The 12,743-nt window shown below is 71.4% G+C and carries 13 protein-coding genes; 7 read left to right on the forward strand and 6 right to left on the reverse strand.

The window, feature by feature from the left end; translation table 11 throughout:
• The first annotated feature begins 1 nt into the window (after position 1).
• Positions 2-883 carry a LysR family transcriptional regulator gene (locus ACEN9V_RS09670; RefSeq protein ID WP_413600119.1) on the forward strand — a complete coding sequence of 294 codons (882 nt, stop codon included), beginning with the start codon at positions 2-4 and terminating at the stop codon, positions 881-883.
• Positions 884-889: 6 nt separating this feature from the next.
• On the opposite strand, the gene ACEN9V_RS09675 is transcribed toward ACEN9V_RS09670, so the two are convergent.
• From ACEN9V_RS09675 to ACEN9V_RS09695, 5 genes are all read right to left on the reverse strand, one after another.
• The gene (locus ACEN9V_RS09675) at positions 890-2,302 is read right to left on the reverse strand and encodes an MFS transporter (protein WP_413603049.1); all 1,413 of its coding nucleotides are present in this window, start codon (positions 2,300-2,302) and stop codon (positions 890-892) included.
• A 31-nt stretch (positions 2,303-2,333) separates the two neighbouring features.
• Positions 2,334-2,597, reverse strand: coding sequence for a hypothetical protein (locus ACEN9V_RS09680; RefSeq protein ID WP_281266675.1), 264 nt, complete (start codon positions 2,595-2,597; stop codon positions 2,334-2,336).
• Positions 2,594-3,235, reverse strand: a complete 642-nt coding sequence (locus ACEN9V_RS09685; RefSeq protein ID WP_413600120.1) for a DUF308 domain-containing protein — start codon at positions 3,233-3,235, stop codon at positions 2,594-2,596. Before ACEN9V_RS09685 ends, ACEN9V_RS09680 begins: the two co-directional genes overlap by 4 nt.
• Positions 3,236-3,367: 132 nt before the next feature.
• The gene (locus ACEN9V_RS09690) at positions 3,368-5,254 is read right to left on the reverse strand and encodes a hypothetical protein (RefSeq protein WP_413600121.1); all 1,887 of its coding nucleotides are present in this window, start codon (positions 5,252-5,254) and stop codon (positions 3,368-3,370) included.
• A 96-nt stretch (positions 5,255-5,350) separates the two neighbouring features.
• Complete coding sequence (locus ACEN9V_RS09695; RefSeq protein ID WP_413600122.1) at positions 5,351-6,988, reverse strand: glycoside hydrolase family 13 protein; 1,638 nt, start codon at positions 6,986-6,988, stop codon at positions 5,351-5,353.
• Positions 6,989-7,096: 108 nt separating this feature from the next.
• Here ACEN9V_RS09695 and ACEN9V_RS09700 point away from each other — a divergent pair, with 108 nt between their 5' ends.
• The 5 genes from ACEN9V_RS09700 (at position 7,097) to ACEN9V_RS09720 (ending at position 10,951) form a co-directional block, all read left to right on the forward strand.
• Positions 7,097-7,654 carry an NADPH-dependent FMN reductase gene (locus ACEN9V_RS09700; protein ID WP_413600123.1) on the forward strand — a complete coding sequence of 186 codons (558 nt, stop codon included), beginning with the start codon at positions 7,097-7,099 and terminating at the stop codon, positions 7,652-7,654.
• Positions 7,655-7,772: 118 nt separating this feature from the next.
• Positions 7,773-8,294: a MarR family winged helix-turn-helix transcriptional regulator gene (locus ACEN9V_RS09705; RefSeq protein WP_281266670.1), complete on the forward strand. Its 522-nt coding sequence runs from the start codon at positions 7,773-7,775 to the stop codon at positions 8,292-8,294.
• Positions 8,295-8,424: 130 nt separating this feature from the next.
• Positions 8,425-8,931, forward strand: a complete 507-nt coding sequence (locus ACEN9V_RS09710; protein WP_413600124.1) for a Dps family protein — start codon at positions 8,425-8,427, stop codon at positions 8,929-8,931.
• A 13-nt stretch (positions 8,932-8,944) separates the two neighbouring features.
• Entirely contained in the window at positions 8,945-9,745 is an 801-nt protein-coding gene (locus ACEN9V_RS09715) for an SDR family NAD(P)-dependent oxidoreductase (RefSeq protein WP_413600125.1), read from the forward strand.
• 12 nt (positions 9,746-9,757) lie between these two features.
• Entirely contained in the window at positions 9,758-10,951 is a 1,194-nt protein-coding gene (locus ACEN9V_RS09720; RefSeq protein WP_413600126.1) for an NAD(P)/FAD-dependent oxidoreductase, read from the forward strand.
• Positions 10,952-11,000: 49 nt separating this feature from the next.
• Here ACEN9V_RS09720 and ACEN9V_RS09725 read toward each other — a convergent pair whose 3' ends face one another.
• The gene (locus ACEN9V_RS09725) at positions 11,001-12,083 is read right to left on the reverse strand and encodes an alpha/beta fold hydrolase (RefSeq protein WP_413600127.1); all 1,083 of its coding nucleotides are present in this window, start codon (positions 12,081-12,083) and stop codon (positions 11,001-11,003) included.
• A gap of 135 nt (positions 12,084-12,218) precedes the next feature.
• On the opposite strand from ACEN9V_RS09725, the gene ACEN9V_RS09730 reads away from it, so the two are divergent.
• On the forward strand, positions 12,219-12,689 hold the full coding sequence (locus tag ACEN9V_RS09730) for a hypothetical protein (RefSeq protein WP_413600128.1): 471 nt from the start codon (positions 12,219-12,221) through the stop codon (positions 12,687-12,689).
• Positions 12,690-12,743: the final 54 nt, after the last annotated feature.

Below are 12,743 nucleotides of genomic sequence, written 5' to 3' on the forward strand. Positions count from 1 at the left end.
CATGGAGACCCGATTGCTCGAACAGTTCGTCACCGTCGCCGCCGAGGGTAGCGTCACCCGCGCTGCTGAACGGCTCTGGGCAGCGCAGTCGACCGTCTCGGCGGGGATCGCGAGCCTCGAGCGCTCGTTCGGTGTCCGGTTGTTCGAGCGCACCGGCCGGCAGCTCGTCCTCACCACGGCCGGCGAGGACCTCCTCCCGCACGCCAGGGCCGTGCTCGACTCGCTCGACCGGATGCACGACCTCGCCACCGCGTCGGACGCCGAACTCCGCGGGCGGGTCCGGCTCGGGATCTTCACGAGCATGGACATCGTCGACCTGACCGGGGTGCTCCGCCCGTTCCGGCAGCGCCACCCGCTCGTCGCCGTGGAGCTCATGACGTCCCCGTCCGGGACCACCGGGCTCGTGCAGGACCTGGTGGCCGGACGGCTCGACCTGGCCTACTGCGGCCTGCCGTCGGTGCCCGCCGGCATCGTCGTCGAGCCCCTCCGCGAGATGCGGTTCCGGGTGTTCGTCGCCGCGGACCACCCGCTCGCACGGAGCGGACGCACCTCGGTGTCGCTGACGGAACTCGCCGACGAGTCGTTCATCGACACGGCGCACGGGTTCGGCAACCGGATCATCCTCGACCAGGCGCTCGAGCGACTCGGCATCCGGCGGCGCATCGTCGCGGAGATGAACGACATGCCCGCGGTCATCCGGTTCGCGGCCGCCGGACTCGGGGTCGGCGTGGTGCCGGACTCCGGGGTCCCGCACGACGGCGTGGTCCTCGAGCTCGAGGACCCGGTCGAGCCGCTCCGGGTGGGTCTGGCGATGCGGACGGCACCAGAACCGAACCGAGCGGTGCGGGCGCTCGCGCAGGACATCGTCGCCGCGCGGCAGTGATGCGGTTCAGCCCTCGAGCAGGTGGGCGATGCCCGACACCGACCGCCGCGCCGCGGCCGACGACGACACGAACCCGACGACGATGATGCCCGCACCGATGCCGACGACGATCCACCACATCGCGTGCGTGGCGACCGCGAACCCCGCACCGACGCTGGCGACCGCACTCGCGCCGGTGACGGTCCCGGCGAGGGCGACACCGAGCGACACCCCGGTCTGGCGGCTCGTCGAGGCAACGGCGGCCGCGGAGCCCGACTGCGCCCGTGGCATGCCCGAGACCGCGGTGTTCGTGATCGGGGCGTTCACCATGCCGAACCCGAGTCCGAAGAGCACGAACGCGGAGACGAGCACCCACATCGGGGTGTGCGCGTCGATCGTCGTGAGCACGACACCCGCGCCACCGATGCCGATCCCGGCGAGCACGAGCGGGACACGGGTGCCCACCGATCCCACGAGTCGTCCGGACAGGGGCGAGGCGAGCATCGTCGCGACCGCCGCCGGCAGCGTCCACAGTCCGGCCTCGAACGGGGACATGCCCCTGACCTCCTGCAGGTAGAGCGCGTTCAGGAAGAGGAACGCGCCGTTCGCACCGAACGCGGCGATCGCGGTCAGCACCGCGGACGAGAACGGGATGCTCCGGAAGAACCGGACGTCGATGAGGGGTTCGGCGGTGCGCCGTTCGACCCCGACGAGTGCGACCAGGGCTGCAGCCGCGACGACGAAGAGCCCGAGGGCCGCCGGCGAGGTCCACCCCAGCCGCGGGCCCTCGATGAGTCCGCCCACCAGCGCCGCCAGGAGCACGATGACGAGCGCCTGTCCGAGCGGGTCGAGTCGACGTGGACGCGGGGCGCGGGACTCCGGGACGAACAGGAACGTCAGGACGATCGCGGCGATGCCGATCGGCACGTTGATCCAGAAGATCGCCCGCCACCCGACCGTGTCCGTCAGTGCTCCGCCGACGAGCGGCCCGACGCCCATCGAGACCCCGACGACGGCGCCCCACACACCGACCGCCCGCGCCCGCTCCTTGGCGTCGTCGAACGTGGCCGTGATGATCGACATCGCCACCGGGTTCATCATCGATCCGCCGACCGCCTGGACCATGCGGAACACCACGAGCCACCCGACCGTGGGTGCGAGCGAGCAGAGCAGCGACCCGACGCTGAACAGCGCGAGCCCGATCTGGAAGGTCCGGCGCCGCCCGATCCGGTCGGCGGTCGAGCCGGACAGCATGAGCAGGCTCGCGAGCACGAGCGTGTAGGCGTCGATCGTCCACTGCAGTCCGGAGATCGTGCTGTGGAGCTCGCGGCCGATCGACGGCAGCGCGACGTTCACCACGGTGGCGTCCATCGAGACGATGAACAGGCTCATGCAGCAGACCGCGAGGATCAGGTACCGGTGGCGGTACCGGCCGGGCAGGTCAGGAGCACCCTGCTCGGGTCGTCGGACCTCAGTGGAAGCCGTCGCCGTCTCCTTCACCCGGGGTCTTGTGCCCGCCGAGCATGTCGTTGTCGTCCTGGTCACTCGTCGACGCGAGCTGGAGCATCGCGAGGACCACCACGACCACGATGAACGCGATGCCGAGGAAGATCAGCGCGAGCGTGACCTCCCTCGTCGAGATGAGCACGACGAGCCCGGTGAACACCGCGATGATCGCGGAGATCCCGAGGAGCTCGACCGGGCGCAGGCGGTCACGACGGCTGGGGGTGGTCATGCGTGTGGAGCTCCGTTCGGGGACGCCGCTGGTGCAGTCGTCCCCCACTTGTGCGAGAGGCCGGCGATCACGTGGAAGACCGCCGTGATGGCGAGGTACGCGCCGAGCAGGCCGACGAGGACGATCGACGCGTCGAGGACGCCGCTGACCTGCTCGATGCCGCCGAGCTGCTGCGAGTAGTCCGGCGGGGTCACGAGGAATCCGATCGCCAGCAGCAGGGTCAGCCCGCCGATCGTCATCCAGTCCCTGGCGAACGGCGAGGTGCGGCGAGCGCGGATGCCCTGGGTGAGCTCGAGTGCGCCGGTCAGGACGGCGAACGCCACGACGATCGTGATGAAGGCCGGCAGCCCGAGGCCGTTGCACGCGATCCCGGCGACGCCCGCGAGGACCGTGACGACGGCTTGGGCGACGGCGGTGCGCCGCGACCGATCGTCATCGCGGAGTCGCGTGAGGCTGCCGACGCCGAGGACGACGCCCTCGACGACCGCGAACGCGCCGAACAGCAGCAGACCGTACCCGGCCGCGTGGTTGGACGAGAACGTGATGACGATGGCGACGATCGCAGCGGGGACGGCCCGGAGGATGGGGATCGGCCAGTACCGCGCGCGCTGGTGTGCGTCGGCGACGGAGTCGGACACGAGACCTCTTTCGGGCATGTGGATCGTTCGAACGATCCTACCGCCGACCGGGATGTGCCCCGTCCGTGTGGGCCGCACCCGAGCTGAGGATGCTCCGACCTGCGACGGGCCGGAGCACCCTCGGTTGCTCGATCAGTCGCCCGCGGGGTCCTCGTGGCGGTCAGCACGGAGGCGACGTCGTGCCACCCACCAGCAGCCCGCTCCTGCCGCCACCAGCACGCCCCCGATCGCCGCGACGATCCCGAGGTCGTCGGTGCCGGTGTAGGCCAGCGCACCGCCGCGTGGGTTCGAGGTCCCACCCCGGTCGGCGGCGGGAGCGGTCGAGCGCTCCGGCACGCTCGCGGCGGGAGCGCTCGGCCCCGGCGGCACCGAGGCATCGTCCGGAGCGTCGGGATCCACCACCTCGATCGCGACATCGGGCGAGGGATCTCCGCCGTCGGGGTCGGTCGGCGAGGCAGCGGTCGCCACGTTCACGACGTCCGAGCCGTCACCGCGGTAGTCCTCGCCGAGCAACGCCCGGAACCGGAAGGCCCGTTCCTCGCCCGGCGCGAGGTCCGTCCCGTCGCCACAGGTCACCCGCTGTCCGGCCGCAGCGCAGGCGTCCCCGGAATCGACGAACACGAGCGCCGCCGGCAGGTCGTCGACGACGGAGACGTCCTTGGCGGTCGCCGGCCCGCGGTTCCGTGCGACGACCTGGTACTCGACGTGGTCACCAGGACGGACCCCGGTCGCGGGTTCGACGGACTTGTCCGTCTCGAGCTGCGCCGACGCGGCCACGACCGCGGTCGCTCGCGAGGTGTTGTCGGTCTCGTCCGCGTCCGCCAGGTGCGGCGCCGTCGCGATCGTCGCGACGCTCACCAGCTCACCCGTGGCACCGGGATCGAGGGCGCCCTCGATCGTGACGGTCGCCGATGCTCCGCGGTCGAGCGCGAGGTCCACGCCGACGTCGCCGGTCCCGTCGGCCGCGGAGCACCCGCCACCGTCCGAGGCCGCACACGCCCACGTCACGTCGTGCAGTGCGTCCGGGACGTCCACCGTCAACGGACTCGGGTCCGATGCGTTCCGGCCGACGTTCGACGCGGTGACCGAGTACCGGACGTGTTCCCCGGCGGCCACGGGCGGGAGGTCGTGCTCGACGCGGAGGTCCGCCGGCTGCCGGACGCTGAGCGAGTCGATCTCGTGCACGTTGACGTGGGCACCGGTCGCCCCCGCGAAGCCCAGCCGCAGCGTGGGCGGGAGCGCCGCCTGGCCTGCGCTGTGCAGCGGGACGCCGTCGAGGACCGTCCGCATGCCCCCGCCGGCTTCGAGCTGCACGCTGACGGCGAGCTCGCCGTCGTCGCCCGGCAGCAGCTGCACCCGGACGGTGCGCGTCGTCGGACCGTCGGTCTCGACCCGGCCGGGCGCGACGGCGTTGGCGACGAACCGGTAGCCGTCCGTCCCGTCACCGGAGCCGCGGACCACGACGGCGTCCGGTGTGACCCCCGGACCACTGTCGTTGATCGGCAGCGAGAAGTTGCCGTACCGGTCGAGCGCGATCGCCGCGAACCCACCCGGGATGCCCGCGGTGTCGCACGGCCCCTGGCCCTGCGTGCTCTCGGGACGGCAGGCGTACCCGAGCGCTGCCCCGGTCCCGCCGATGCCCGGCTCGGCCGCACCGTCGGCGAGGTACACGAGCAGGCCGTCCGCACCGGCGCGCGGGTCGTCCGAGTACATCGCGTACTCGAACTCGATGTCCAGCCCGAGCGTCGAGGGGAACGTGTCGGTGGTCGACCACGAGCCGGCCTGTCCGCGGGAGTCGTCCGTCAGGCGGAGTCGCCCGTCGACGATCCGCGCATCGCCGCTCAGGACACCGCCCTGGCCGGTGTCGAACGCGTTGTCGTAGGGGAACGTGAGGTCGTCGGCGGATGCGGACGGGGTCTGCAGCGCGGGGATCGCCAGGACCGCGAGGGCGGTCAGCGACACGGCGACGGCGAGCACCCGGCGGGCTGCTCGCGGCGGTGTGTGGATGCGTTCTGTCATGCCCCGATCGTCGCGATCGGGGCGCGACCGAGAGGCGGTGGTGCGACGATCCGTGGATCGCAGTCACGAGCCTCCCGGGTGTGGAGGAGCCGCTGTCTACGAGAGCCAGACCGTCGTCTCGCCCGGCAGCACGCCGTCGCCCAGCGGTCCCGATGCCACCTCCACGTGCCCGGCCGGGAGCGGCACCGGGTCGGTGCTGAAGTTCGTGACCGAGCGCCACCCGTCGTGCCGCGCGAACGCGACGACCGCGGCTGGCGCGTCCAGCCACGTGAGCGACTCACCCGACTGCAGTCGGCGCCTGGCAGCGAGCGCCGCCCGGTAGAGCGACAGCGTCGAGGTCGGGTCGCCGTCCTCCGCCGAGACCGAGCACGCGCCGAAGTCCGCCGGCTGGGGCAGGAAGGGTGCCACGTCGCCGAACCCGAACGACGGCCCCGACTCGGTCCACGGGATCGGCACGCGGCAGCCGTCCCGGCCCTTGACGGTGTGCCCAGACCGGACCCACTTCGGGTCCTGCAGCAGGTCGCGGGGGATCGCCGCGGCCTCGTGCAGCCCGAGCTCCTCGCCCTGGTAGACGTACGAGGATCCCGGGAGCGCGAGCTGCAGCAACGACGCCGCCCGCGCACGGCGGAGCCCCCGGTCACGGTCGGGAGCCGGCGAGACCCCGTCGGTCATCAGCCAGGCGTCCGTGTCGGTGCCGGCGGGGAGTGCGTACCGCGTCGCGTGCCGCACCACGTCGTGGTTCGAGAGCACCCACGTGCTCGACGCCCCCGACTGCTCGGACATGGCGAGGTTCCGCTCGATGACCTGCCGGAACGCCGATGCGTCGAACGGCGACTCGAGCAGGTCGAAGTTGAACGCCTGCCCGAGCTCCGTCGGCCGGGCGTACAGGACCCGTCGAGGCGCAGGGGCCCAGGCCTCGGCGACGGCTGCGCGCGGTGGGTCGTACTCGTCGAGGACGTGCCGCCAGGCGGCGAAGATCTCGTGCACCTCGTCGCGGTCGTACAGCGGGTCGGACCCGTCGAGCGGCAGGTCGTGCTCGTTCGAGGGGCGGTACGGCGTCGACAGGTCCTTCGCGAGCCCGTGCGCGACGTCCACGCGGAACCCGTCGACTCCGCGGTCGGACCAGAAGCGGAGCGTGTCCTCGAAGTCCGCACGCACCGCCGGGTTCGACCAGTCGAGGTCGGGCTGCTCCGGGGCGAACAGGTGCAGGTACCACTGGCCGTCGGGCACGCGGGTCCATGCACTGCCGCCGAAGTTCGACACCCAGTCGCTCGGCGGGAGCTCCCCGGCGTCACCGGTGCCGTCCCGGAACACGTACCGCGCCCGTTCGGGTGATCCCGGTTCGGCGGCGAGCGCGGCCTCGAACCACGCGTGTCCGGACGACGTGTGGTTCGGCACCACGTCCACGATCACCCGGATGTCGTGCGCGTGTGCCGCACGGACCAGGGCGTCGAAGTCGTCGAGCGTGCCGAGCCGAGGATCGACGTCGCGGTAGTCGGCGACGTCGTACCCGCCGTCGGCGAGCGGGGACGGGAAGAACGGCGACAGCCAGATCGCGTCGACACCGAGTCCCGCCAGGTACGGCACCCGGCTCGTGATGCCGGCCACGTCTCCGAGTCCGTCGGCGTCCGAGTCGGCGAAGCTCCGTGGGTAGACCTGGTAGACGACGGCGTCGCGCCACCAGTCCGCGTCGGGGGTCGCAGGGGTGCTGGCGGGCGTCCTGGGGTCGGTCACCCCGCCACCGTACCGACGACGCACAGTTCGGGAATAGCGCTGCGTGCGAACGTGTTGGTTGTCTCTGACACCTTTCCGTCCCAGAACCACGAGCACAGAAGGATCCCCATGACGAACGTCGTCGTCCTCGTCGGCAGCCTCCGCGCCGACTCCATCAACCGCAAGCTCGCCGAAGCAGCGATCCACCACGCGCCGGAGGGCATCACCCCCACCGTCCACGAGGGCATCGTCGACCTGCCGTTCTACAACGAGGACATCGACGGGGACACCCCGCCCGCTTCCGCCGTCGCCTTCCGCAAGGCCCTCGCCGACGCCGACGGCGTGCTGCTCGTGACGCCCGAGTACAACGGCACCCTCCCCGCGGTGCTGAAGAACGCGATCGACTGGGCATCGCGTCCGTTCGGCGCCTCCCCCATCTCCGGCAAGCCCGTGGCGGTCATCGGTTCCGCCTTCGGACAGTACGGCGGCGTCTGGGCGCACGACGACGCCCGCAAGGCCGCCGGCATCGCCGGTGCCAAGGTCCTCGAGGACGTCAAGGTCGCCATCCCGCAGTCGGTCGTCCGCTTCGCGGAGACCCACCCGCGCGAGGACGACGAGGTCACCCAGCTCGTGCAGGGCGCGCTGACCGCGCTCGCCGAGGCGACCGCGGAGCCCGCCGCCGCGTAGGGACCGTACCCCCAGGACGGACGGGAGGCTCGTGGCGGATCCGCCACGAGCCTCCCGTCATTCCGGGGTACGGAAGCCGCTAGACCGTCTAGCAACGAGACGGGTTACCCTGAACCCCATGTCCACGCAGGAGATCACGGAAGCATCCGGATACTGGTTCCCGGATGACGACGCGACCCAACGCGGCGTCGCGGTCCTCAACGCCCTGCGTCGCTACCGGGCCGCCGAGACCGCGATGCGACGGCGCACCCGCGACTCGATGGGCATGGGCGAGACGGACCTGCTCGCCGTCCGCTACCTCCTGCAGGCGCAGCGCTCCGGCCGCAAGGTCAGTCCGAAGGACCTCGCCGCCTACCTGAAGATCTCCTCGGCGTCGACGACGATCCTCATCGACCGCCTGGTGCGGAGCAACCACGTCCGGCGCGAGCCGCACCCCACCGACCGACGCGCGCTCGTGATCACCCCCACGACCGAGACCGACGACGAGGTCCGCGCGACGCTCGGTGTGATGCACCGTCGGATGATGTCCATCGCCGAGGGCCTGCCGCCAGCCGACGCCCGGGTCGTGGCGGTGTTCCTCGAGCAGATGCGCGACGCCGTCGACCAGATCGACCCCGCTGCGACGACTCCTGGGCACTGACCGGGGCGTCCGGCCTGTCCACTGAGCGCGGCGGGGGGACACGACCCTCCCCGTGCACTGTGAAACGACTCCGACGCACCGCGTAGACCGGAACGGTCACCAACCGCGAACACTGCTGAAGGAGCCGATCATGCACGCATCGGAAAAGATGGCCGCCAACCTGCAGGCCGTCCTCGTCGACCTCATCGACCTGCACGTCCAGGGCAAGCAGGCCCACTGGAACATCCTCGGCACGAACTTCCGCGACCTGCACCTGCAGCTCGACGAGATCGTCGACGCCGCACGCGAGTTCGCCGACGACACCGCGGAGCGCATGCGTGCGCTCTACGCCGTGCCGGACGGCCGCTCGAGCACCGTCGCGGCGACGAGCCACCTCGACCAGTTCCCCGGGGGCGAGATCACCACGCACGACGCGATCGACCAGGTCACGCTGCGTCTCTACCAGGCCACCGGGACCATGCGCGACGTGCACGACGAGGTCGACGACGAGGACCCGACGACCGCGGACCTGCTGCACGGCTTCATCGAGCGCCTCGAGCAGCTCGCGTGGATGGTCAGCGCCGAGAACCGCGCGCCGAGCACCCCGCTCGCGGGCGCGACGACGCCTGCGGTCGCCGACGCCTCGGCCCACGCGTAGCGCGGACCACCACGTGGACCTCGGGATCCAGGGCAAGACCGCGCTCGTCTTCGGCGCGGACTCCGGCATCGGCTGGAACACCGCTCGCATCCTCCTCGCCGAAGGTGCGACGGTGGTCGTCAGCGACCTCGACCAGTCGCAGCTGGACAACTCGGCCGACCAGCTCGAAGCGCCGTACGGCGAGCTCCACGCGTTCGCCGCCGACGTGACCAGCGCGTCGAGCCTCGCGGACCTGCACACCAGGGTCCGCGAGGCCGTCGGCGAGATCGACATCCTCGTGCAGTCCTCCGGCGTCACCGGCGCCCAGGGGCTCTTCCACGAGATCGACGAGGACGGCTGGACGTCGACGCTGGACGTCGACCTGATGGGGCCGGTGCGGATCACCCGCGAGTTCATCGGAGACCTGCGGAACGGCGGGTGGGGTCGCATCGTGTACCTCGTGTCCGAGGACGCGTCGCAGCCGTACGACGACGAGCTGCCGTACTGCGCCGCCAAGGCCGGGGTGCTCTCGTTCGCGAAGGGGCTCTCGCGCAGCTACGCGAACGAGGGCCTGCTCGTGAACACCGTCTCCCCTGCCTTCATCCACACGCCGATGACCGACGCGATGATGAAACGGCGCGCCGAACAGCTCGGGACCACCTTCGACGAGGCGATCACGAGCTTCCTCGACGAGGAGCGTCCGTACATGGAGCTCAAGCGCCGTGGGGAGCCGGAAGAGGTCGCCAACGTGATCGCGTTCCTGTGCTCCGACCTCGCGAGCTTCGTCAACGGCGCCAACTACCGGGTCGACTCCGGCTCGGTCGCCACCATCTAGGAGGACGCACACATGACCGACTACCGCTACCTCATCGTCGGCGGCGGGATGGTCGCCGACTCGGCGGCACGGGGCATCCGGGAGATCGATGCCGACGGCTCGATCGGCATCATCAGCGAGGACGTCGACCGCCCGTACGCCCGGCCGGCCCTGTCGAAGAAACTCTGGACCGACCCGGACTTCAGCTGGGACGACAAGGTCGACCTGCACACGGAGGAGACGGGCGCGGAGTTCGTGCTCGGGACCGTGGTGACGTCGATCGACCGAGACGGCAAGACCGTGACGACCGCCGACGGCAGCACGTTCGGCTACGAGCAGCTGCTCATCGCCACCGGTGGACACCCCCGCGGGCTCCCCGGACTCGAGCCGTCCGACCGCGTCCTCGACTACCGCAGTGCCGCCGACTACCGGAAGCTCCGCGGGTTCGCCGATGCGGGAGCCCACGTGGTCGTCGTCGGTGGCGGCTACATCGGCACCGAGATCGCGTCGGGCGTCGTGCAGAACGGTGCCCGCGTCACGCTCGTCGACCCGGACGAGGTGGTCGGCGGGAACATGTTCCCCGACGGACTCGCCGCCGCGTTCCAGCAGCGGTTCGTGGACCACGGCGTGGAACTCCGGCTCAGCCGACGTGTCGCATCCGGCGCCGAACACGACGATGGCGTGACGCTCACCCTCGACGACGGCTCGGTCATCGAGGCGGGCGCGGTCGTCGCCGGTCTCGGCATCGAGCCCGCGACCGAGCTCGCCGCAGCAGCCGGTCTCACCGTGAACGACGGCATCGTGGTGTCCTCGACGCTCGTCACGGACGACCCGGCGGTGTTCGCCGCCGGTGACGTCGCCGAGTACCCGGACCGGATCCTCGGCACCCGCCGCGTCGAGCACGTCGACAACGCGCAGCAGCAGGGACGACAGGCGGGGCGGAACCTCGCCGACGCCGACGAGACCTACGACCACACGCCGATGTTCTACTCGGACGTCTTCGACGTCGGGTACGAAGCGGTCGGCCAGGTCACGACGTCCCTGCGGACCGTCGAGGACTGGCAGGAACCGAACACCACCGGCGTCGTCTACTACCTCGACGACGACGAGCTCGTCCGCGGCGTCCTGCTCTGGAACGTGTGGGACAAGACGGACGAGGCCCGGAAGGTCCTCGCCGAGGCGCACGCGCTCACGCCCGACATGCTGCCTGGCCGCATCACGCCCTGATCGCGGGCGACATGGAGGCCCGGTGCCGGGCCTCCAGTGCGTCGCGTCGCTAGCCGGCCTTGCGCTGGCTGTGCTCGTCCAGTTCCGGGGCGGCCGCGTCGACGACCGCTGCGCGGTCCTCCGGCGCCACCGGGGCGTCTGCCTCGTCCGCCATCGCGACGGCGTGGGCCGACTTGCCGGCCTCGAGGACCTCGTCGTCGCCCTTCGCCATCCCGAACAGCTCCAGGAGCCGCGCCTTCACGACGAGCCAGGCGTCCCCCGGGCTGAGCCGAGCGAGGTCCGACGCGGTCGAGTCGTCCCGCACGCGCTGCAACGACGACACCCCGCGATCGGGCAGGTCCCCGCGGACGTGCGCCACGGCGAGCGCCGCGACGGCGTCGGCCTGCGCGTGCATCACCGAGTGCGCACCGTCGACGACCTCGCGGAGGACGGCGTACGGGAACACCCTGGCCAGCCGGCGGATCCAGTCGCGGGGCACGAGGGCGTCGTGCTCGCCGCGGACGATGAGCGTGCGCGCCCGCACCTGCGGGGCGCGGTCCTCGATCCGGAACGCGACCATCTTCGGCAGCACCTTCCGGAACCAGTGCCAGCCGCAGAGCGCGTACGCGGTCACGGCGTGCCAGCGGACCGCCGCCGGCTCGTGCACGGCGGACCGCACGAAGCGGACCGCGGATTCGCTGATGGTCCTGGCGTTCGAGTCCATCACCGGGCTGATCAGGACCAGGTCGCTGATCTGCGGGCGGCGCGCGGCGACCTCGGTGACGATCTGCGTGCCCATCGAATGGCCGACGAGGACCGGGTCCTCGAGCCCGAGGTCGTCGAGGACGCGCTCGACGGCGTCGGCGTACCGCTCGATCGACACCGCGCCGCGGAACTTCGGGACGCCGGCGAACCCGGGCAGGTCGAGGGCGTGCACGGGTCCGAACTCGTTGAGGTTCGGGGCGAGCCGTTCGTAGTAGGTCGACGCGATGCCGAGGCCGGCGACGAGCACGAAGGGACGGACCCCGGTGTCGCCGATGGAGCTGACGCGGACGTTCGTGCCGTCGACCTCGATCCGGTCGACCTTGACCACGACGTCGGCGTTCTCCGCGTGCTCCAGCTGGTCGGCGTGGCGCGGGGTCTCGTCGTTCACTGGTCTCTCCTCGTGGGTCGGGCAGTCGCCCAGGCTACCCCGGCAGTTCCCCGTCCGCGGGACATCGGCCCCGGCGTTGTCCACAGCATCCGGTTCCGAGCGCCACGGTGGCTCGCCAGCTGTGAGCGTTGCGTGATGATCCGACCGCTGCACGCCTGGGGAGACGAGAGCATCCGCTCGCACGGCCTCGACGGCCCCGCCTACCTGCTCGGCGCATCGATCGTCGACTCCGCCGATGCGGACGCGGTGCGCGATCGGCTGCGTTCCCTCCGGGGTGCCGACGGACGAAAACTCCACTGGTACGAGCTCGACCGGCGGCACCGAGCACGGGTGGTCGACGTGGTCACGACCCTCGCCGCATCGCACGTCGTCGTCATCGCGCGTCCGATGGACCTGCCGAAGCAGGAACGGGCTCGTTCCGCATGTCTGGAGCGGCTCGTGTGGGAGCTCGCCGACCGAGCTGCGTCGCTGCTGACGTTGGAAGCCCGACCGACCGCGCTGATGGCCAGGGACCGACGCGCCGTGGACACGCTGCGGATACGAGGAGTACTGCCACCCACCATGCGCGTGGAACACGGACATCCGTCCGACGAACCGCTCCTGTAACTGCCGGGCCAAGTGCTCGGGATGGTCGGGGCGTGTGTCGCGGGTGGATCCAGT

Source organism: Curtobacterium sp. Curtsp57, from assembly GCF_047324335.1.
GTDB lineage: Bacteria > Actinomycetota > Actinomycetes > Actinomycetales > Microbacteriaceae > Curtobacterium.

What these genes read in the sequence shown, in the direction of transcription:
- ACEN9V_RS09670 (WP_413600119.1), top strand. Translation starts at nt 2, where the DNA reads ATGGAGACCCGATTGCTCGAACAGTTCGTCACCGTCGCCGCCGAGGGT.
- ACEN9V_RS09680 (WP_281266675.1), bottom strand. Translation starts at nt 2,597, where the DNA reads ATGACCACCCCCAGCCGTCGTGACCGCCTGCGCCCGGTCGAGCTCCTC.
- ACEN9V_RS09690 (WP_413600121.1), bottom strand. Translation starts at nt 5,254, where the DNA reads ATGACAGAACGCATCCACACACCGCCGCGAGCAGCCCGCCGGGTGCTC.
- ACEN9V_RS09700 (WP_413600123.1), top strand. Translation starts at nt 7,097, where the DNA reads ATGACGAACGTCGTCGTCCTCGTCGGCAGCCTCCGCGCCGACTCCATC.
- ACEN9V_RS09705 (WP_281266670.1), top strand. Translation starts at nt 7,773, where the DNA reads ATGTCCACGCAGGAGATCACGGAAGCATCCGGATACTGGTTCCCGGAT.
- ACEN9V_RS09710 (WP_413600124.1), top strand. Translation starts at nt 8,425, where the DNA reads ATGCACGCATCGGAAAAGATGGCCGCCAACCTGCAGGCCGTCCTCGTC.
- ACEN9V_RS09720 (WP_413600126.1), top strand. Translation starts at nt 9,758, where the DNA reads ATGACCGACTACCGCTACCTCATCGTCGGCGGCGGGATGGTCGCCGAC.
- ACEN9V_RS09730 (WP_413600128.1), top strand. Translation starts at nt 12,219, where the DNA reads ATGATCCGACCGCTGCACGCCTGGGGAGACGAGAGCATCCGCTCGCAC.